Below are 22,701 nucleotides of genomic sequence, written 5' to 3' on the forward strand. Positions count from 1 at the left end.
GATATGGTTATTTACGTGATAATTCAAACTGATTCTTAATACTCTGCGTTAATAGAAATTCTGTATTCTGCCATTCGGGATACAGTTGCATCATTTTCTGTTTCGCCTCGTCTTCCGAGTCAGATGTTTGAACTGCATTCAATAAATCATCCATGTATTTTTTATCGATTTCAAAAATTGATATATCCGTCGTTTCGCCATGTCCAGGATAGACCGTCGGTTTGAGTGGTCCGTATTTTTCCATGAGTAATGCTAACTGTTCCTGCCAGTTTTTGATATGCTCTCGCTCAACACCAACACCTAGCCAAATGTGAACTTTATTGTAAATAAGATCTGAACTGAAGAACGCATTCAGGTCACGAGAATAAAGGGTAGTCACATGGGCACTCTCTGTTGGAGGATAATCTACATTAACTTCAAGTACGCTACCTCCAGGAAGGACTATTTCATTTGTTTCTAAAACTTCAAGTCGCTTATTATAATCAAATCCATCTGGATATTTTACGGATTTTGGTTTCATGTGCACTTCATTATCAAGCCAATTAACAGAATCCATCCATTCCGTAAAATTAATGATATCATCTTTTACTTCCTGGGAAGCAACGACAATTTTAAGATCAGGAAATTCCTGCAACATAGCCCCCATTCCGAGATAATGATCCGGATGACCGTGTGTAATTAGCATTGTTTTTGGAATAGAACCGTTTGACAGTGCAAGTGCTGCGACTTTTCGTGCCTCCATGCTGTTTCGTGTACAGTCTATAATAAATGTTCCTTTATTATCTGAAATAATATAGGCATTTACATTCGCTTCTTCTGCATGGTATACGTCAATAGCAAGTTTTTGATCTTTCATATTTCAATTCCTCTCTTGTTTCAGTAATTGTATTTATTGATATCACTTTTCAAGTAGTATATTTCTTCACGTATGTCTATCTATGCTAGTACAATAGCGCTAATTTCAGAAACTACATATATAGCGATCAAATATAAAATTAGAAATATAAATTATGTAAGGTCTATTATACCTTTCCCAATTTGATGGGTATATACGGTACTTTTATGTGCTTATATTACTTTAAAGTTCCTATTTATTTTTGGCTAAAATTTTTTCGGTCATATTTACAATTTCATCCACATTTTTTAAGAATTGAATTCGTAATGTGTATTCGAAATGAAAATCAACTTTATTAATTATATTGATAAAATAGCTAACTACTAGGGGACAATTTATTCATTGTTAAACAAGAAGGAGCCATTGAGAAAGCTTTTTCGTGAATATACACTATTAAGCGAACTTTGAATACGATGGGTATATATGGAAGTTAATACTTGATGCTGAAAAGAGGTAGATTATGGATTATTTATCGGGCATACCAATAGAACAAAGTGAGACAAGGACGTCTGAAAGTGTTAGTAAAATGAAACTTCATCAGATGAATGAAAATCCGACGGTTCATGCAGATCGATCGATTGATGAGTTTGAAAATATGTTGCGAAATAATATCATTTTAAGTGCAAGAGCTATGTTTCAAAGAAAAATTAACTTTGCAGTATTTGCAAGATCGCGCTGTAATCCAATGTATTGGCATTTAATGAGAACAGGCGGATTCTTATTACGAAGAGGTGTAAAGCCTTCTGACGCGATTAGAGATATTTACTTTAATAGTTCTCTTTATGCGTTTGAATGTGCCACGGCAATGGTCATTATTTATTACCACGCAATTTTAAACCTGATTGGTGAAAACTTATTTAATCAACTATTTCCAAACATTTATTTATACGGCTGGCATGCAGATCCTGACTTAGGAATAGGTGCGCAGTATTCTACCCAAATTTTACCTGGAGATATTGTATATTTTAATAATCCAGAATTTAACCCACTAACCCCTGAGTGGAGAGGAGAAAATGCCGTTGTTTTAGGAGATGGAACGTTTTTTGGACATGGATTAGGAATAATGACAGCTCAACAAATGATTTATACTCTAAATAAAATGAGATGGCCAGGAGCATATCGGTCTGCTTTCCTATCTAATTCAGTTACAAGACCAAATTTTAATCATTTGGCGGCACTATCAAACTGGCAACGAGATCAATCAATTAAAAAAGATCGGAATATAGTTTTTCATCATAACGAAAGTTCGATTTCATTTGATTATTATAAGTATTTATTAAGTTACTTTACGTGATCTGAAATGGGTTTAACAAACGATAAAACATAAACCAAAGTGAGGTATTAGCTAAAGCCTATTATTTGCCTAAACCTCACTTTTCTTTATTTCCATTAATAGCGTACATTCTTTATATTTTTTATAGTGTTTTTTAAAATTCGTCAAAAAGGTATTAAATTCCTTAAGAAAAAAGTATTGAAAACGCATACACAAATGTGTACAATTTGATTAATAGAAACGTTTCTATAAACGTGTGCACTAATTTTTTTATAAAGTGAAACGTTTCGAAAGGATAACAAATCATTTTATTAGGAGGTAGAAGAATGAGCAAGTTAATGAAAGTTGCAATGGCTACAACCCTAGTTTTTACTTTAGCTGCATGTGGGAAAGAAAAATCATCAGGTACTGCAGAAAATAAAGAAAAGATTGTTATTAAATATGCCAATTGGAATAATGGTCCAGAAAATGAAAAAAATCTGGAGAGAATGATGATTAGTGCATACGAAAAAAAGCATAAGAATGTTGATATTCAAGTTGAAGTGTTAGATGGTGATTGGAATCAGGCACTAGGTACATTGGCAAGTGCAGGAAAATTACCGGATGTATTCATGCAAAATAATATTCCAACAGGATTAGCAAATAACTGGTTATTAGATGTTACTAAGTATACAAATAATGATGAGGAATTTTCTAAGATTTCTGATACAGTAAAAAATGCTTCAATGGTCGAAGGAAAAGTATTCGGAATACCATTTGCTCAATTTTTTATGGGTTACTTTGTAAATAAAAATATACTTGATAGCTTAAACTTAGATATTCCAAAAAGCGGTTATTCAATCGATCAATTTTTAACATTAGCAAAAAAAGCTACGAATCTTGATAATAAAACAGTCGGTATTGAAAGTACTCAAGGTTTAGTAGAATGGTATCCCGGTGCGGCAAATCCAAAATTAGGATGGTATACATATGCAGATGGTTCATTTCATTTAGACTCAAAGGAAATGATTGATGGAATGAATAAAATGAAAGAGCTGGCATCTAATGGGTATGCATACTCACAATTAACAAAAGAACAGCAAGAAGGACTGAGCGGTGAAGATGCAGGACTAGCATTTGAATCAGGACAAATTGCACTTTATTATAGTAGCACATTCAATATTCCGAATTTTACGAAAAAGTTAAACTTTGATTGGGATTTTATAGGGATTCCTGGTGGAAGGGCAGCAATCGTTAATGACTATTTAGGAATTTCTAAAAATACAAAGCATCCAAAAGAAGCATATGATTTCGCTAAATTTATGTCATTTGGAAAAGAAGGATTCAAAGAGCGCATGAATTTGAGTGTGAAAAATGGATTAGATTTAACTACATTGCCAATTTCAACAGACAAAGAATTACTAGATAAGTATTGGGAAATTTATAGCATTGCTGGCATTCAAAATACTTACGATCATTTAAATAATGCTTTAATCGATCCAATGAAAACTTTACCTGGATATATTCCAGCACGTTGGGAAGCAAAAATCGGTGTGAAAATCGGGGATAAAGATGATCCGAATGTGTGGGACTTATTTAATTTTGCATCTCAAGGGGTAATACAATACCAAGATTATGCAAAACAACTAAATGAATTAGCAAATAAAAGCCATAAAGAAGCTGTAGATGTCATTACAAAGGCTATTAATTAAATTGTCAAATAGAAAAGCTACTAATCTATACTTCTACTAGAAAAGACTAAAAAATTTACTAAAAAATCGAAACGTTTCCCTAAAAGGCATTTCAGCCTTTTTAGCGTTTTTTATGAGGTGATCAGATGGTTGATATAAAAAATAAGCAAATCCAAATTGATGGAAAACCCGTCATTATTACTTGTGGTGAAATACATTATTATCGTTTGGAAAAAGAAGAATGGCAGGACAGGATTGATAAATTAAAGGAATCCGGTTGTAATGCAGTAGCATCATACGTACCTTGGATTTGTCACGAGCCTATCGAGGGAGAATTTGATGTTGATGGAAGGACTCGACCTGAGTTGAATATCGGGGAGTTCATTGATTTTTGTGAAGAAAATGATCTTTATTTCTTAGTTCGTCCAGGGCCATTTATAATGGCTGAAATGAAAAATGAAGGGATTCCTTTTTGGGTATACAAAAAATATCCAGAGATTGTTCCGATTGGCTGGGATCATAATCTGGCAGAGACAAAAACGTTAGATTATTTAGCTCCAAACTTCCTTCATGCAACTAAAAAATGGTATGAAGTGATTATGAAAGTTATTAAACCTAGATTACAGACAAATGGCGGAAATATTATTGGTGTCCAACTAGATAATGAGATTGGTATGTTGTCATGGGTATCAAATACACCAGATTTAACAGAAAATGTAATAGAAGATTTTGTCAAATGGTTAAAAGAAAAATACGATGTAAACACTTTAAATAATCGTTATCCATTTAACCTCGAAGATTACGAAAATAGAATTGACTTTATTCGTTCACCGAGGGAAGAATACACGAGTGAACTACATTTTGATTTAGGCTACTATATGAGAAATCGTTTTGCTAGATATGTTCAAGAGTTAAGAAGATATTGCGAAGAATTTGGAGTAAAGGATATTCCATTTGTTATTAATATACATGGTACAGGTGGAGGACGTGGATTTACTTATCCAATTGGTATAAGTCAATTATATGAAAGTTATACGCAAGACAAAGGATATATTTCAGGTTCTGATATTTATTTCGGCAATTTAAATATGGATAGTTTTCAAGATTTATATTTAATTAATGGCTTTATGGATGCCGTTCATAATGAAGATCAACCACTAACTTCTGTTGAATTTGCTTGTGGTGACGCAAACTACGGTGAGACATTTGGAGGACGCTTAGACGTTTCAGCTGTAGATTTTAAACATAGAATGTGTATTGCACAAGGGAATCGATTAATTAACTATTATTTAATGACTGGCGGTAGAAATTATCGATTAGATCAAAAAGTTAATGATGGAAACGATCGAGTAGCATTTACGGGTGAAAGGCATGGATTTGCAGCCCCAATTAGTCCTGAAGGTGAATTAAACTATACATACCCACGAATGGCAAGAGGGATCAAGACCGTCATGGCAGTTGAAGAAAAGATAGCAACTATGAATGAAGAGCTAGATAATGTATCTTTTGCTTTCATTCCTGATTATTATATGACTGAATCTCGTTATCCAAAAAGTGAAAAGATGAAAGAAATCTATTCAAATATTGAAATGAATCGTTCATATGGAGCATGGGAAATTATGGGAAGAGCTATGTTATTAGCTGGATATCGTTTTAGTTCAATTGATATTCAAAATAAACAATTAGATCCAGAAAAGAATAATGTCATTGTTCTTCCTTCAGCAAAATATTTACACAAACAGATCCAACAGAAATTAGCAGAGTTTGTCAATGCAGGAGGTTCATTACTTGTTTATGGTCAACTACCTTTGTATGATATCGAAGGCAATGAGTGTACAATTTTAATTGATGCTCTAGGACTAAAGTATACAGGTGATCTAGTTGAAGATCGATATCATTATCTATCAATTTATCCAACTAATTGGGCATACCCAAGACCAGAAGTTCGTTCAAACAGGGCTCAAACTTTTAAACTCACAAAAGGTGAACCGGTGTTTCATGTGTACGGATCAGATGAAGTCTGTGGTTTTGACATAAATGTTGGTAAAGGTAGAGTAATAGCATTTACAATGTCGTATCGCTGTGACATCGATTTATTTAAGACTGCACTAGAAAAACTTGGAGCGTCACCTAAGCTTACACACGATTTTATCCATCATGGGATATTTATGACATCTACGATTAATGAAGAAAACGAACGGTTTATTCACATTTTAAATTTAGATGATTTTGATAAACAATTCCATGTAAATGATAATGGTACCCAGTTATTCGAAGGTCGAAAATTTACTCTTAATAGTAAAGATGGAGTGATGCTACCAATTAATGTAAACATAAATGGAATTCTAATTGAATATGCGACTGCAGAAATTCAACGAATCGAGGATCATTCAATTGAATTCCGTTTAACTCAAGCGGAAGATATTATCAAACTTTATACGAAAAAAGAAATTTTACCAAGTGATGACTATAAAATCGAAAAACAAGGTGAATCAATATTAGTTAAGTCTACTAAACACGGCAAGGTAGACGATCAATTAAAAATAGAGTTTAAGTAGTAGGTTAATGAAACAGGACTTCATTAGTATTTCCTGTTTCTTCTATTATATATAGAAACTGTAAATTAGAACGTAAAGAGAAATAGTTTGGCGGATGAATCAAGCAAGATGAGGATAACTAATTATCATTATTAATCTATTAAAAGTTGGAGTTGATTTCCTAAATGATACAAATAAAAGATGAAAAAGTCATTATTAATGGAAAAGAAGTCATTTTATTTGGTGGAGAATTGCATTATTTTCGACTACCACAAAGCGAATGGAAGAATCGAATTAAACAAATTAAGGCTGCTGGAGCAAATATGGTTAGTACATATATTCCTTGGCAGTTTCATGAAAGAATTGAGGGAGAAATTGATTTAATTGGAAAAACAAGGCCTGAAAAAGATTTGAAAACTTTTCTTCAAATGATTAAAGATGAAGATATGTTTTGTCTAGTTCGTCCAGGACCATACGTAATGGCAGAAATTGTTGATCACGGTGTACCAACGTGGTTTATTGATTACTATGACGAAGCATTAGCAAAAAATGAAAAAGGGGAAAGTCATCCGGTACGCTTAGTTAGTTATTTACACCCGATTTATTTAGAGAAAACAGAAAACTGGTACAATCATGTATGTGAAATCATTGCCCCATATCAAGTTAAAAATGGTGGTCCTGTGATCATGTTCCAGCTTGATAATGAAGTAGGTATGTTTCACTGGGTAACAAATCAAGGTGACTTTAATGATGTGACCTTAAACTATTTTAAAGAGTATTTGAAACAAAAATATAGTCTCGAAGAATTCCAAAACATATTTACTGATGAAATATCAAGTATAGAAGAATTTGTTCAAAAAAAGATGAAAAAGGTTGAAGAACAGTACTCGTTTGCTCTACAAAATGAATATAGCTTATTTATGCGTGAGCATTATCGTACATATATAGAAACATTAAAAGAATATGCTGTAAAAAATCACATAATGGTTCCATTCGTTGTAAATATACATGGATTTGATACAGTTGGTGGGATTTTAAAAAGAGGAATGAAATATCCAATTGGCATTTCACAATTAATTGAAACGACAAAAATAGAAGATGTTATTATTGCTGGAGATTATTATATAGGGAATCTCGAATACGATAATTATACGGATATTATCGTAGCAAATGCATTTACTAGATCAGTTCAGTCGAAAGATCAACCTTTATTTTCAGCGGAGTTTCAAGGTGGTTGTATTACAGAAAAACCAAGATTACAACCTTCAGCGTTTGATTTAATTACTAGATTAAGTTTTGCAAACGGTATGAATGCAGTAAATTATTACATGTTTGTCAGTGGTGAAAATTACGAAGACATTGGATTATTTGGAAAAAGACATGAATGGCAGGCACCTCTTTCAGCTATGGGGAAAGAGAGAGCTCACTATAAGACAATCCAACATTTAGGCAAGATGTTCCAAGTATATAATGATGAACTATTAAAAACAAAACCTGAATATAATACCTATCTAGCATTTTATCCAGATTATTTTATGACAGAATTTCATAATCAGTACACAGAAGGAATGATAAAAGAAATAGAGCAATGGAGAGAAGCGTTTTTATTTAATGGAATAGCAAAAAGCCTTACGATAAACAATATAGCTTATGACGGCTATAATCTACTAGAAAATGAAGAGATTGATGTCAAAGAAATCTCATCTTTATGGGTGTTCTCAACAAAGTGGATGGATGCTAAAATCCAACAAAAACTAGTAAACTATATTAAAAATGGTGGGAAACTGATCATTTTCCCTATATTACCGACTGAAACAATGAAATGTACACCATGTACGATATTGAAAGATTTTATTGAAGTAGAACAAAAGGAAATTAAACATGGTTTTGCTATTGTTGAAAATATGGAAAACATTGCAGCTATGATGCAAACATTTAATCATGCTGAGGGTGCGTTTGTGTGGACTGAAGATGATGATAAAGATGTTGTTGCATTTGAAAAAAATATTGGTGACGGTAAAGTAGTTGTCATTGGTTTAGGGATGGAAATACAATTCGATTATCAGTTAGAAGCGATCAAAAAAATAACAAATAAACTCGAGATTTATAGTGATTTTGTTTTTGATGAAAATATTGAAGCAATTGATGCTTTTGCTCGTATTTCACAAAAAGATTCAAAATTCATATTCATACATAATTTCGATGAATATGAAAAGGAAACAACTATTTCATACAAAGGTAAGAAGCTATTAAATGGTAAAAAGATTACGATTCCCCGTAAAGGCGGACTAATTCTTCCGATTCAAGTAAAATTAACGGAAGGTATTTTTATTGAGTATGGCACTGGTGAAATCTTTGAAGTTGAACATGAAAAAAATGAAATAAATGTAAGTGTGAAAATTATGCAAGAAGAAGAATTTTTATTTAAATCGACAAAATGGATACCGCAAGAAAATAATACTATTAAAGTAGAGCAAATTGATTTAGATCAATACATCGTAAAAATAAACACTCGAGAAAAAGTAGCAGAAATAAAATTTCTTAATCATATTTAAACTAAACAACCACTTGAGCTGTAAGTCTCGAGTGGTTGTTTAGTTTTATTTATTATATAAATGTTAAAAATTCGACAAACTTAACAAATAATTTACTAAATATTTAAAAATGGAATTGAAAGCGATTACTGTATTATGTATAATTAGTTTATAGAAACGTTTCGATAACCCCTGATTATACAATTAGATTTAGGAGGAATTAGAAAATGAAAAAAATTCTGAAAATTGCCGCCGCAGCATCAGTCGCATTAACGATGGCTGCTTGTAACAAAGAATCTACTTCAACTACCGCTGATAAAAAAATCGTCATTAATTATGCTAACTGGAATCTTGGCACAGAGTCTGAAAAAAATTTAGAACGTTTAATGATTCAAGCATACGAAAAAACACACAAAAACATCGATATCAAAATAGATGAAAGTATTACGAACGATGATTGGAAAGGATCATTATCAACAGCTGCTAGTGCTGGGAAATTACCAGATGTGTTTATGTTAACTGATATTCCATCAGGATTAACGAATGATTGGTTACTTGATCTTTCAGACTTAGTTAACGAAGATAAAGACTTCACTAGTTTACCAGAATCTGTTAAAGAGTCAACGAAAAATAGTGACAAAACTTATGCAATCCCATTTGCTCAACATTTTATGGGATACTACGTAAACAAAGATATTTTTAATAATGCAAACATTGATGCACCTGAACATGGAGTTACTTTACCCGATTTTATTAAAGGTATAAAAGATACAACGGATTTAGGTAAAGGGATTCTAGGAATTAATTCAACGACGGATTTTGTTGATTGGTATTCAGGAGCGAAAAATGAAAATGTAAATTGGTTTACATATGGAAGCGGTAAATATCACTTAGATACACCTGAAATGTTTGAAGGTGTAAAAACAGCAAAAGACCTTGGAACAAATGGATACGCATATGAAGGTTTAGATAAGGAACAAAAAGATAAATTAAGTGGCGATGACATAGGAGCTGCATTTAAAGCAGGACAAATTGCATATTTCTGGAGTGGCACTTGGATGAATAGTGATTTTGCAAAAAATATAGATTTTGATTGGGATTTTATTGGAATCCCAGGCGGAAGAACGGCAATGGCACTTGACTACTTAGGTGTTGCAAAAAGTACAAAATATAAAAAAGAAGCATATGACTTTGCCAAGTTTATGTCATTTGGTAAAGATGGCTTCCTAAAAAGAATGGATCTAAGTACGAATAGTGGTATTGAAATTAATACCTTACCAATTTCTACCGATTCGGAAGTGTTAGCAAAATATTGGGATATTGTTGGTGTACCAGGTATTCAAAAAGCATATGAGAATTTAGATAAAGCAATGATTGATCCATTTAAAATCGTACCGGGTTATGCCGCGTCACGATGGGAAGCAACTACAGGAATTAAAATTGGTGAAAATGATAATGCAAAAGTAGCTGATTTATTACACGATAGCATATATGGATCAGTTAATTATCAAGACTATGCAAAGCAATTAAATGATTTAGCTCAACAACAATACGAAAATGCAGTTAATGCAATGAAAAAATAATTGCGTAATAGCTTGGAAGGATCGATGGCATTGGTATCTAAACTAAGTAAATGGTTATCAATTGTTTTATTAGTTAGTAGTATCAATATTTTAAGTGTCTCAGGTGTTCGTGCAGAAGGAACTAAAATGACAAATTCTGCTACTGATCTGAAAACAAGTGAACAGACTTTAGTAGAAAAACAATTTCATCAAGTCCTAAAAGAGTGGGAGAAACAAGTTAAAAACAGCACTTCATTTGAAAGTGCTGTTTCTCCTAATTTATTTAAAAATGTAGATAAAAAAGAATACGTATCTGCAAATAATAGTAAGGACTATAATGAAAGCGTTATAAACTTTTCTAATAATAAATCAATTGATATCGAAGTAAATATTCCTGAAGATGCACTATATGAAATAGGGTTCGATTATTATGGTTTAAGTAAAGAAATTTTAAACCCAGAACTATCTATTAAAATAAACGGACAATTTCAGTTTTATGAGAGTCGTAGAATAGTAGCACCAATTAATTGGAAAGATAAAAGTAAAAAATTCGAAAAAAATAACTATGGAAATGAACTGATCCCAGAACAAATTCAAATTAAGGAATGGAATCATGCACTCGCTCAAGACCCAAGTAATTTACAACCAGAACCTTTACGATTTCATTTGAAAAAGGGAAAAAATATAATTACATTAACAAATACAAGTGGAAATATGCTATTAGGGAAAGTTTATGTGAAATCACCAAAAAAGTTATTTTCATACAAAGAGTATAAAGAAAAATATTTTAACCAAAAAGTGCAATCTGATTTAATCACAATCGAAGCAGAACGCCCGTTTGTTAAGAATACTTCAAGAATCCGACCAACTTCAATTAAAAGCCCTGATGTCATCCCATATAAGAGTAACGAATTATTACTAAATACTTTATATGGTGGAGAATCAGCAGGAGAAAGTGTTACTTGGAAAGTAAACGTGGAAAATGCGGGAAATTATGTTCTTTCTTTCAAAATGTTACAAAATGATAAATCTGGTTCTCCTGTGTTTAGAAGCGTGCTAATAGATGGCAAAGTACCATTTCAAGAAGTAGAACATTACAAGTTTGATTTTTCAGAAAAGTGGCACAACAGAACGTTGTCAGACGAAAAAGACAATCCGTATTACTTTTATTTAAATAAGGGTGAACATGAGATTACTTTAGTTGCTGATGCATCACCAGTTGAACCAATTATTCATAATTTAAAAGAAATAATGGATGAAATAAATGATTTAAGTTTATCTATAAAAAAATTGACAGGTAACTCGACTGATCGAAATCGTGATTGGAAAATTACCGAATACTTGCCTGATATAAAGGAACAATTAACTTCTTGGACTGAAAAATTAGTCGAAAATAAAAACAAATTGCGTAAAATTTACGGAAATGACACCGATGAAAAATCATTAGAAGAGGTTGATTTAACATTAATTATTTCAAAATTAAATAAACTAAAAAATGATCCTGATAAAATTCCAAAGCGGTTAACAGATCTTTCAGATGGGTCAAACTCAGCGGCACAAATATTAGGGAATATTCAAAGTTCGCTCCAAACACAACCATTATTGATTGATCGAATTTATGTGCATGGTAATTCTAAGCTTCCTAAAGCTACTACAGGATTTGTAAATAAGATAACAAGCCAAGTAAAAGAATTCTATTATTCTTTTACAAATAAAACATATGACACAACTTCAGTAGACAAAGATACGGTTGAGGTTTGGGTAAATCGAAATCAACAATATGTCGAATTGATGCAGAATATGGCAGATAGTACTTTTACGAAAGAAACAGGGATCAAAGTAAAGTTTTCCGTCATGCCGAACGAGCAAAAATTAATTCTTGCCAATGCGGGGAATCAACAACCAGACGTTGCCTTAGGAATTAGCGTTGGTACACCATATGAACTAGCAATGCGTGGAGCTGCAGCTGATATTAGTAAATTCAAGGATTTTAAAGAATATATTCAAAAATTCTCTCCAGGTGCATTTATGCCAATGATGCTTAATAACAAAGTATATGCATTACCAGAAACTCAGGATTTTTACGTTCTGTTTTATCGCAAGGATCTATTAAATAAACTACATATTCCGATTCCAAATACTTGGACTGATGTGAAAGAAATGCTACCAGAACTACAAAGATATGGGTTGAATTTCTTCGTTCCATTATCAGGTACCTCTGCTAATAAAGCATTCATGTTTACTGCACCTTTTATTTATCAACACGGTGGAGATCTTTATTCAAAAGATAGCATGAGTACAGCAATTGATTCAGAGGAATCAATTGAAGGTATGAAATTGATGACGGATTTATACACAATGTATAGCTTACCATTACAGGTCCCAAATTTTTATAATTCATTCCGATATGGATCGATACCAATTGGAATATCTAATTTTGAGACTTATATAAAATTAACATCAGCAGCACCAGAAATCGCTGGTTCTTGGGATATTGCCTTATATCCAGGTGTAGAGCAAAAAGATGGATCAGTATCAAGGTGGGCGACTGGTTCAGCGCAATCTGCGATGATGTTCGAAAAAAGTAAAAAACAAGAGCAATCTTGGAAACTATTAAAATGGTGGATGTCTACTAAGACTCAAACCGATTTTGCAACGAACCTCCAAACGATTTATGGAACAGAATATATGTGGAATTCTGCCAATTTGGAAGCTTTTAAAAATTCTCCTCTTCCAGAAGATCATAAAAAGGTCATTCTAGAGCAGTGGAAATATTTAATGGAAGTTCCAAAAACACCAGGTGCGTATATGATTGAACGTGAAATTAGTAATACTTGGAATAAAGTTGTGTTTAATGGTGCAAATCTACGTGCTTCCATCGATGATTCAACTATAATTGTGGATCGAGAAATTAGGAGAAAAATGGAGGAGTTTGGTTATATGAATGATGGTAAAGTTGTCAAACCATATATTCTTCCAAGATTAGAAACAGTCAAAAAATGGGTAGGTACCAATAATGAATAAGAAAAAAAATGATTATAATGCGTGGGTCTTTCTTGGCCCTTATATTCTACTATTTTTAATTTTTATTATAGTGCCCGTTTTAATCGCAATTGGTTTATCGTTTACTTATTTTAACTCGATTGAATTTCCTAAGTTTATTGGATTAAAGAATTATGTAAATTTATTAACGCAAGACGCAGTTTTTATGCAAAATGTTGTGCCAAATACACTAAAGTTTTCACTACTGGTTGGCCCAGGGGGATATATTTTATCGTTTATAATGGCCTGGATGCTAGCCCAAATTCCACATAAACCAAGAACAATTTTGGCTTTAATTCTATATTCACCATCAATGACAGCTGGAGTTGCGATGACCGTTTTGTGGACAGTCATTTTTAGTGGAGATGCATCAGGATATTTAAATGGTTTATTACTCAACTTAAATTTAATTACCGAACCAATACAATGGTTACAATCTCCAGAATACTTAATGACAATCATGGTTATTGTAACGTTATGGACAAGTATGGGTGTAGGATTTTTAGCAATGTTATCAGGTATTTTGAATATTAATCCAGAAATTTATGAGGCTGGATATATTGATGGGATCAAAAATCGTTTCCAAGAAATAATCTACATTACGATCCCATCTATGAAACCTCAAATGCTATTTGGTGCTGTAATGGCAGTAGTAAATACATTTCAGGCGGGTGCTATTGGTGTGGCACTTTCAGGAACAAATCCTACACCTCAAAACGCAGGTCAATTAATGGTCAATCATATTGATGATTATGGATTTATTCGATATGAAATGGGTTATGCAGCAGCAATTTCTGTCGTTTTATTATTAGTAGTTTACTTGTTTTCAAAAGTAGCAAGAAAACTATTTGAGGAGAAAGATTAAATAAACTTCATAGATAAGGAGGGATAAGATGGCTTCTTTTCAAGGGACACAAATTAACCCTAAAAAGTTTCATAAAAGTCAATTAAAATTCTATCTCATTTTAATTCCAATGGCAATTTTTATGGGATCTCCCATTGTTTACATATTTAATCATGCCTTTAAACCAATTGATGAATTATTTGCATTCCCACCACGATTTTTTGTACAAAAGCCTACAATACAAAACTTCCTTAATTTATTAGAGAGTGGAAATGTAGGCGGTACGCCAATTACAAGATATTTATTTAATAGTATTGTAATAACAATTGTCGTTGTCGTTTTAATCATCTTAATTAGTACGATGGCAGGATATGCTTTGTCAAAGAAACAATTCAAGTTAAAAAATACAATATTTGAGGTCAATACACTTGCTTTAATGTTTGTACCTGCAGCCGTTGCGATTCCTCGATATATCATTATCGAAAAATTACACTTAATTAATACTTTTACGGTTCATATTCTACCTTTATTAGCGCTTCCTGTAGGATTGTTTCTTGTTAAGCAATTTATTGATCAAATTCCAAATGAATTGCTTGAAGCAGCTAGAATGGATGGAGCATCTGATTTTCAAATATTTTTCAGAATCATTATTCCAAATATTAAGCCTGCAATTGCCACTGTTGGAATATTAGCTTTTCAAGTAGTGTGGAATAACATTGAAACGTCAGATTTATATGTTAACAATGAAGGAATTAAAACATTTGCTTTTTATATGAGCACCTTGACTACTGGTAGTGGGAATACAGTTGCCGGAACTGGGTTAACAGCAGCAGCTTCATTAATTATGTTTATTCCGAACTTAATTATCTTTATATTTATGCAAAAGCAAGTAATGGATACGATGGCTCATTCAGGTATTAAGTAAATGCTAGGAGCGAGATAGTAAATGACTAAAAACAAAAATCATTTTAAATTACTATTAATTATGATATTGATGATCATGATCTTTCCAGCAAATACTTATGCAGCGGATGCCTATAAAACATATACTCTCTCAATTGATGGAGAAGAAATTAAGACACAAACTGCGTATGAGGCTGTTGGAATCCTTTCGAATGATCAAATGATAAAACCCGAGAATGTATTTATTGATCAAACTAACAATATCTATGTTGCCGATTCAGGAAGTAAAGAGATTATTATATTCGACCAATTTGGAAAATTCATTAAAACAATTGGGAAAGGTATTTTAGAGAAGCCTGTCGGAATTTCAGTTGACAAGGATCAAAAACTTTTTGTAGCTGATGTAGCAAAAGAAACAGTATATTGTTTTTCTTTAGATGGAAAATTACTTGCTGAGTATGGGAAACCTGATTCTCCTTTATTTGGAAAAGGACAGCCTTTTAAACCTCTTAAACTATCTGTGGATGGAAGAGGCAATATGTATATTATCGGTGAAGGAGCTGCCAACGGGATTATTCAGCTTAATAAAGATGGAGAGTTTCTTGGATATTTTGGAGCAAATAGAGCGTCCACATCCTTGTTCCAAACGTTTAAAAATTACGTGATGTCCAAATCAGGGCAAAGAAAAGGTTTTATGAATGTACCAATTGCTTCTACTGGTATCGATATTGATCAGAGGGGAATTGTATATACGGTTACAAATGGATTAGAAAGTGAAGCAATTAAAAAGCTAAATGTAGCAGGTACTAATATGCTTCAGAATGGTGTTTATTCATCAAATTCTGCAATCGATATCGTTGTAGGAAACCAAGGGAATTTTTACGTGTTAAGTTCAAATGGTTATGTATATGAATATGATAGCACTGGAAATTTGTTATTTAAATTTGGTAGCAAAGAATCAAATGCTCAGCGACAAGGGATTTTTAAACAACCATCAAGTATTGGCGTTGATAAAAAAGGGAATCTATATATTGCAGATGCTGAACAAGGGATCATTCATATTTTTGAACCAACCGAATTTACAAATAAATTACATGAAGGTTTAGCATATTTTGAAGAAGGGTTATATGTAAAAAGTCAAAAGTACTGGCAAGAAGTTCTACAATTAAATTCTTCATTTTCCTTAGCACATATAGCTATGGGACAAGCTTATTATAAACAACAAGAATATAATCATTCACTAAATGAATTTGAATTAGCTAACAATCGAGAAGGATATTCACAGTCATTTTGGGAAATTCGCCATAATCTATTGGAGAAACATACTGGAAAGGCCCTATCTTTTATCATTTTAGTCATTTTCATTTATTACTTAGTTCGGTATATAAATCGAAAAAAAGATTATTTTCACGGAATAAGAGAAAAAGTTAATCGATTTAAAAATATTAAACTAGTAAGTGAGTTATTACTTATATTTAAACTATTTAGACATCCGATCGACACATTTTATGAGATTAAAAAATTAAAGAAAGCATCTTTCTTATCTGCGACTATTTTTTATGTACTATTTTTCATCGAGTATTTGATTTCACTAAACTTTACTGGATTCATTTTTAACTCGGAACTACTAGAGCGGTTTAGTTTATTTTTAATCATTTCGATCTTTTTTGGAGCATTGGGGCTATTTGTCATTATGAACTATTTAATTAGTACAATTAATGATGGTGAAGGTAGTTTCAAAAATGTTTATATCGGAACAATTTATTCTCTAGCTCCATACTTAGTATTTAGTATTCCAGTAACACTTTTATCAAGAGTCATTACAATAAATGAATCGTTTCTTTTTACGTTTTCAACTCAGTTAATGGTTGGATGGTCTCTACTAATCTTGTTTATTATGATCAAGGAAATCCATAATTTTACAATTGGTGAGACGATAAAAAATATATTACTAACTTTATTTAGTTGTGTCATCACAGTTGTTGTATTATTTGTTCTTTATATTTTGTTAAATCAAGTAATTGATTTTGTTTATTCTGTAATCCAGGAGGTAATGGTTCGTGTATAAGAAAATTATACTGTCTAGTTCATTGTTATTATTATCAATACAACCAAATGTATATGCTGAAAAAAATAATGATCTTATTACATCGGTCAACAAAAATACGCAAAAGTATGCCTCCAATCAGTTTACACAAATGGAAGTAAATAAAAATAAAATTAAAAGTCAAAATTCTTCTTTAGCTGGTTTTGAAAAAATAGCAGAAAACAAAAAACTAGAGTTATATGTTAATAGTGAATCTCTAGCAATTAAAGTTAAGAATAAATCCAACGGTTATATTTGGAGCTCAACAGTAGATCACATGGAAAAATATAAGTTAAATAGTACATGGGAACAATTCGTGGAATCAGCAATTACAATTGAATATTTAAATATGCAAGGGAAATTAAGAAAAGAAAGTATTACAACACATTCTGCCAAAATAAATCTTAAAAAGAAAGCTAACGGATTTGATGCAAATATAACGTTTGGACAAGCAAAAATAAAAATGAAACTTTCAGTCGAGTTAGCCAAAGATGAGATCATTGTTAGTATACCTGAAGCAAATATTGTCGAGATAGGTAAAGTCAAACTTGTATCGGCAAATGTATTTCCTTTTTTCGGAGCCTCAAAAGAGGATGAAATTCCTGGTTATTTATTTATACCAGATGGTTCTGGAGCATTAATACGATATGAAAAAAATGGTGTGAAGATGGAGTCTCCTTATAGTGCTACAGTGTATGGGGAGGATAAGGGCATCTCTTATGCAACCCAATCAGAAGACACGAATGAAAGTTATCGAGCAAGCATACCTGTATTTGGTGTTGTTCATGGAGAACATCAAAATGCTCTATTAGGAATCATTGAAGATGGAGATAATTATGCGAGAATTGATGCATATAAAGCTGGATTATCTACAGAGTTTAATTGGGTGACATCCAACTTCACCTATCGTTATGCTTATAAGCAACCAACAAGCAAAAATCAAAAAAGCGGAAAAGCATTGGATTTATTTCAAAAAAAACGGAACAATTTTGATATTAAATTGCATTATAGAATACTAGAAAATGATCATGCGAACTATGTGGGAATGGCCAAAAGCTACCAATCCTATCTTGTAAATAATGGAGTTTTGAAGAAAAAAACAAATGACTCTCCGATGCTGCGCTTAGAATTTTTAGGTGGAGAAAAAAAGGAAGGATTATTTTGGGATTCAGTCGTATCAATGACTCCAATCAGTAATCTTCCAAAATATGCAAATGAATTGGTTAGAAATGGTGTAGATGATTTCTTTATCGTCTATAAAGGATGGAATAAAAATGGACTAACTGGAACTTTTCCGAAAAAATTTCCATTTGAACGAAAGTTAGGTAGTAAAGGAGAAGTAAATGAAACTGTAAAAGAGCTAAAGAAAAAGGATGTACCACTATACTTTTATACAGATTATGTAAAGGCATATGAAGGGTCTTCAAGTCTCTTTGGTGGTGGGAATATAGCTAAACAAGTAAATACAAAAGCAATTTTGGATGAAGAGAATGGATACAACTACTATTATTTACATCCTGAAAAAGCAATTAGCTATGCAAAGAAAGATAAAAAGGAATACAAGAAATATTCAATGGAAAATCTAGCAGTGGACTCAAATGGAATCGAGCTATATTCTGCATTTAATGATCGCCATACATCATCAAGAGAAGAAAGTAAACAATCGCATAACAAAGTTCTAAGCATACTAAATAGCGGGGATGTTGATAAAACGGCACTATATCAACCAAATGTATATGCTTGGGGAATGACAGATAAATATTTGGATATTCCAATGGGCTCATCTAATTATTTGTATGTTTCAGATACTGTACCATTCCTTCAAATCGTATTGAAAGGATATGTTGATTACTATGCGCCATTTTCCAATTTTTGGTCAAATCAAAAGGAAGAGCTCTTAAGATTAATAGATTATGGAGCTTATCCATCTTTCTACTTAACTGGAAATAATTCGTATTTACTTTCTGAAACGCCTTCTAGAGATCTATATACTTCTGAATATAAAGCTTGGAAAAGTGAAATCGTTAATCAGTATGATGTTATTCAAAAAAGTTTGAAGTTAGTAAAAAACGAATCAATCATGAGTAGAGAAGTTCTAAGCGAAGGTGTTGTAAAAGTAACTTATTCAAATAATACGAGTTTTATAATTAACTATACAAATATGCCTTTTAAATCAGGTAGCCTTACAGTTGCAGCAAAAGATTTTGCTGTGATGAAAGGAGAAACTAGCAATGAATAACATTTTTACAAGATTAGTAAACAGTAAAAAGACGGTAGGGTACATTTTTATTTTGCCTTGGGTGATTGGATTTGCAGTCTTTACAGCATATCCGATCTTGTACTCACTCTATTTAAGTTTTTTTAATGTCATTATTACAACTAACGGTATAAAAACAAAATTTGCAAAATGGGCAAATTACCAGGATGCATTTACGACCGATGTAGAGTTCTTAAAAGAAATAGGAGACTTTGCAGGGCATGTAGTAGTCTCAGTTCCGATCATTGTTATTATTGCATTAATAATTGCAATACTTTTAAATCAACCGATTAAATTTCGTGGATTCTTTCGGACGATTTTTTTCTTGCCTGTCATTATTAGTAGTGGACCTGTTTTAAATAAGTTAACAGAGCAAGGAGTAACTGCAATACCTGAAATAAAACAGTATGTATTTTATAAATTAGCTGCTGAAAATCCTGGTTTTTTTAGTAATTTATTTTTATACATTATGGATAATATGGTGTTATTACTTTGGTTTACTGGCGTACAAATTTTAATTTTTATTGCAGCTCTTCAAAAAGTTGATAATCAAATTTACGAGGCAGCAAAAATTGATGGTGCTTCTACATGGGAGATTTTTTGGAAAATTACTTTACCAACCTTATTCCCTATGATTTTAGTAAACATTATTTATACGACAGTTATGTACTCAATTTCCACAATGAATCCAATTATAGAACATATTAAAAAAAATATGTTTAAAATTGAAACTGGATTTGGCTACGCTTCTGCACTTTCTTGGATATATTTTGTGATCATCACCATTATTCTATTAATCATGGTTTGGTTGGTCGTTTTCTTAGAAAGAAAAAAATAATATAGGGGGGATAACAGTGAATCAAGGAATTAATAAGGATATTTCTACAAAAATAAGAAGAATCTTATTTGGTATGAAGGGTAATGATGGATTACTTATAAAGATCCTAATGTATGCATTATTGATCGGAATCGGTTTTGTATACTTATACCCTATATTATATATGTTATCTTATAGCTTTAAAGATATAAATGATCTACTAAATTCTCTTGTAAATTGGATTCCAACAAAACTTTATACAGACAACTATAAACGAGCATTTGATGTACTAGATTATTGGCCAATATTACTTCAAACCATTTACGTAACTGTATTACCGTCAATTTTACAAGCATTTATTGCTTCAATCATTGGCTATGGATTTGCAAGATTTCAATTTAAAGGTAAAAACATTCTATTTATTTTAGTGCTGGCAACCTTTGTCATTCCCCCACAGGTTACTGTTATTCCAAGATATATTTTGTTTAATAAAATTCATATTTTGGATAGCATCACAGCCTATGTACTGCCAGCAATATTTGGTCAAGGTTTAAATAGTGCGATTTTCATTTTAATTTTTTATCAAATCTTTCGATCGATTCCAAAATCACTGGAAGAAGCTGCACAACTTGATGGAGCAGGCCATTTTAAAATTTTCTTTAAAATCGCTATTCCAATGGCATCTGCTGGCTATATTATTTCGTTTTTATTTTCGCTTGTATGGTATTGGAACGAAACTTACTTAGCATCAATCTATTTTGGCGAAAAATTATCAACCCTACCGCTTCAATTACAAAAGTTCGTAGCAACTTATAGTAAATTATTTCCTGCACAAGGCGGTGCTAGTGGGACAAGTATTAATGAAGGAATTGAACTAGCGGGAACTTTACTAACAATCATTCCGTTACTAGTTATCTACTTCATTACGCAAAGATGGTTTGTAGAAAGTGTCGATCGTTCAGGTATTACTGGCGAATAATATAAAAGATATCTATTAAATGCTTTTTAATAAAATTTAAGAATAAGAGGTGTAGTTAATGGATAAGAGAATTTTAGATTTAGAAGCTAAAGGTTGTTTTGATTTTTTCTGGAATGAAGCAAACGCAGATAAAAATAGTCCAGGATATGGTTTAATACGTGATAATACAGCAGGATCAAATAAAAATATGGCGAGTATTGCCTCAGTGGGATTTGGCTTGAGTGCCATCATTATCGGGATTGAAAGAAAATGGATTACATACGAAGAAGGATATGAAAGAACGTTAGGTACATTAAACACCTTTTTAAATAATGCAGAAGAATCAGAAGGCTTTTTCTATCATTTCCTTCATATGGAAACAGCAAAAAAATTTGAAGCATTTTATGATTGTGCATCAATTATAGATACATCTCTATTTCTAAATGGTGCTGTAACATCTGCAGAATATTTCGGTGGTGAAATTAAAGAAGTTTTTGAAAAAATCTTTCAACGTGTGAATTGGCAAAAGTATTATGATGAAAAAAATAATATGTATTTTATGGGGTATCATCCTGAAACAGGTGGATTTGGTCACTGGGATATGTATGCAGAGCAGTTGATGCAGTACATTTTTGGCGTTGCATCTCCTACTCACCCGGTTCCAAAGGAAATTTACAATGGATTTAGAAGAGATTTAGTAAATTATGATGAGTATGAATTTTATCATTCACCAGGAGGGGCGCTGTTTACTCACCAATATTCACATGCATGGTTTAATTTTATGAACATTGTGGATGAAGATGGAATTAATTGGCATGAAAACTCCGTGAAAGCTTCATTAGCAGCAAAGAAGTATTGTAATGAAAATGCACAGGGCTTTAAAACTTTTGCAGAAAGTGAACACGCATGGGGGTTAACTGCATGCGATGGACCACACGGTTATAAAGCATATGGAGCTGGACCGTTTCATCCAAATTGTGATCAGTTTATAAATGATGGTACGATTGCACCCGCGGCAGCAGCTGGGTCAATTGTCTTTACACCAAAAGAATCAATTGAAGCATTAAATTATTTCTATGAAAAAGTACCTGAATTATGGAGCAAGTATGGTTTTCTAGATTCATATAATCGAGATGTTTCATCAAACTGGGTGTCAGATCGAGTAATTGGAATTGATAAAGGTGCTACATTGCTTATGATTGAAAACTTTGAAACTGGATTAATTTGGGATTTATACATGAAAAACGATTATGTAAAAAAAGGTGCAGAACTTTTAGGTTGGAAACGTAAAGACTTAATACCTTCTTAAACTTTTTTTTAAAA

General features: G+C 32.1%; 14 protein-coding genes. 13 read left to right on the top strand and 1 reads right to left on the bottom strand.

Translation table 11 applies throughout. The annotated features are described in order from the left end of the window. Positions 1 to 7: 7 nt before the first annotated feature. Positions 8 to 856 carry an MBL fold metallo-hydrolase gene (locus ACSBO6_RS10065; RefSeq protein WP_498844605.1) on the bottom strand — a complete coding sequence of 283 codons (849 nt, stop codon included), beginning with the start codon at positions 854 to 856 and terminating at the stop codon, positions 8 to 10. Positions 857 to 1,355: 499 nt separating this feature from the next. Between ACSBO6_RS10065 and ACSBO6_RS10070 the strand changes: the two genes are divergently transcribed. From ACSBO6_RS10070 to ACSBO6_RS10130, 13 genes are all read left to right on the top strand, one after another. Further along, positions 1,356 to 2,189: a protein-glutamine gamma-glutamyltransferase gene (locus tag ACSBO6_RS10070; protein ID WP_498844606.1), complete on the top strand. Its 834-nt coding sequence runs from the start codon at positions 1,356 to 1,358 to the stop codon at positions 2,187 to 2,189. A 305-nt stretch (positions 2,190 to 2,494) separates the two neighbouring features. Then, positions 2,495 to 3,859: an ABC transporter substrate-binding protein gene (locus ACSBO6_RS10075; protein WP_098846652.1), complete on the top strand. Its 1,365-nt coding sequence runs from the start codon at positions 2,495 to 2,497 to the stop codon at positions 3,857 to 3,859. A gap of 125 nt (positions 3,860 to 3,984) precedes the next feature. Further along, entirely contained in the window at positions 3,985 to 6,396 is a 2,412-nt protein-coding gene (locus ACSBO6_RS10080; RefSeq protein WP_498844607.1) for a beta-galactosidase, read from the top strand. A gap of 164 nt (positions 6,397 to 6,560) precedes the next feature. Then, positions 6,561 to 8,930, top strand: a complete 2,370-nt coding sequence (locus ACSBO6_RS10085) for a beta-galactosidase (RefSeq protein ID WP_498844608.1) — start codon at positions 6,561 to 6,563, stop codon at positions 8,928 to 8,930. A 206-nt stretch (positions 8,931 to 9,136) separates the two neighbouring features. Further along, complete coding sequence (locus ACSBO6_RS10090) at positions 9,137 to 10,492, top strand: ABC transporter substrate-binding protein (protein WP_098846649.1); 1,356 nt, start codon at positions 9,137 to 9,139, stop codon at positions 10,490 to 10,492. A gap of 24 nt (positions 10,493 to 10,516) precedes the next feature. Next, positions 10,517 to 13,495: an extracellular solute-binding protein gene (locus ACSBO6_RS10095; RefSeq protein ID WP_498844609.1), complete on the top strand. Its 2,979-nt coding sequence runs from the start codon at positions 10,517 to 10,519 to the stop codon at positions 13,493 to 13,495. After that, a complete protein-coding gene (locus ACSBO6_RS10100) occupies positions 13,488 to 14,378 on the top strand; it encodes a carbohydrate ABC transporter permease (RefSeq protein WP_498844610.1) in 891 nt (296 codons plus the stop codon). Before ACSBO6_RS10095 ends, ACSBO6_RS10100 begins: the two co-directional genes overlap by 8 nt. 28 nt (positions 14,379 to 14,406) lie before the next feature. Continuing rightward, a complete protein-coding gene (locus ACSBO6_RS10105; protein WP_498844611.1) occupies positions 14,407 to 15,282 on the top strand; it encodes a carbohydrate ABC transporter permease in 876 nt (291 codons plus the stop codon). Between the two features lie 21 nt (positions 15,283 to 15,303). Beyond that, positions 15,304 to 17,328 carry a YIP1 family protein gene (locus ACSBO6_RS10110; RefSeq protein WP_498844612.1) on the top strand — a complete coding sequence of 675 codons (2,025 nt, stop codon included), beginning with the start codon at positions 15,304 to 15,306 and terminating at the stop codon, positions 17,326 to 17,328. Further along, a complete protein-coding gene (locus ACSBO6_RS10115; protein WP_498844613.1) occupies positions 17,321 to 19,585 on the top strand; it encodes a DUF5696 domain-containing protein in 2,265 nt (754 codons plus the stop codon). Before ACSBO6_RS10110 ends, ACSBO6_RS10115 begins: the two co-directional genes overlap by 8 nt. Further along, positions 19,578 to 20,441, top strand: a complete 864-nt coding sequence (locus ACSBO6_RS10120) for a carbohydrate ABC transporter permease (RefSeq protein WP_098846643.1) — start codon at positions 19,578 to 19,580, stop codon at positions 20,439 to 20,441. The genes ACSBO6_RS10115 and ACSBO6_RS10120 overlap by 8 nt, the downstream gene beginning before the upstream one ends. 16 nt (positions 20,442 to 20,457) lie before the next feature. Continuing rightward, on the top strand, positions 20,458 to 21,399 hold the full coding sequence (locus ACSBO6_RS10125) for a carbohydrate ABC transporter permease (protein WP_498844614.1): 942 nt from the start codon (positions 20,458 to 20,460) through the stop codon (positions 21,397 to 21,399). A 58-nt stretch (positions 21,400 to 21,457) separates the two neighbouring features. Beyond that, positions 21,458 to 22,687, top strand: coding sequence for a glucoamylase family protein (locus ACSBO6_RS10130; protein ID WP_498844615.1), 1,230 nt, complete (start codon positions 21,458 to 21,460; stop codon positions 22,685 to 22,687). Positions 22,688 to 22,701: the final 14 nt, after the last annotated feature.

It is taken from the genome of Bacillus sp. AL-1R, from assembly GCF_052180195.1.
Lineage (GTDB): Bacteria > Bacillota > Bacilli > Bacillales > Bacillaceae_G > Gottfriedia.

Coding starts and splice junctions, on each gene's coding strand:
- ACSBO6_RS10065 (WP_498844605.1), bottom strand. CDS start 856: ATGAAAGATCAAAAACTTGCTATTGACGTATACCATGCAGAAGAAGCG.
- ACSBO6_RS10070 (WP_498844606.1), top strand. CDS start 1,356: ATGGATTATTTATCGGGCATACCAATAGAACAAAGTGAGACAAGGACG.
- ACSBO6_RS10075 (WP_098846652.1), top strand. CDS start 2,495: ATGAGCAAGTTAATGAAAGTTGCAATGGCTACAACCCTAGTTTTTACT.
- ACSBO6_RS10080 (WP_498844607.1), top strand. CDS start 3,985: ATGGTTGATATAAAAAATAAGCAAATCCAAATTGATGGAAAACCCGTC.
- ACSBO6_RS10085 (WP_498844608.1), top strand. CDS start 6,561: ATGATACAAATAAAAGATGAAAAAGTCATTATTAATGGAAAAGAAGTC.
- ACSBO6_RS10090 (WP_098846649.1), top strand. CDS start 9,137: ATGAAAAAAATTCTGAAAATTGCCGCCGCAGCATCAGTCGCATTAACG.
- ACSBO6_RS10095 (WP_498844609.1), top strand. CDS start 10,517: ATGGCATTGGTATCTAAACTAAGTAAATGGTTATCAATTGTTTTATTA.
- ACSBO6_RS10100 (WP_498844610.1), top strand. CDS start 13,488: ATGAATAAGAAAAAAAATGATTATAATGCGTGGGTCTTTCTTGGCCCT.
- ACSBO6_RS10105 (WP_498844611.1), top strand. CDS start 14,407: ATGGCTTCTTTTCAAGGGACACAAATTAACCCTAAAAAGTTTCATAAA.
- ACSBO6_RS10110 (WP_498844612.1), top strand. CDS start 15,304: ATGACTAAAAACAAAAATCATTTTAAATTACTATTAATTATGATATTG.
- ACSBO6_RS10120 (WP_098846643.1), top strand. CDS start 19,578: ATGAATAACATTTTTACAAGATTAGTAAACAGTAAAAAGACGGTAGGG.
- ACSBO6_RS10130 (WP_498844615.1), top strand. CDS start 21,458: ATGGATAAGAGAATTTTAGATTTAGAAGCTAAAGGTTGTTTTGATTTT.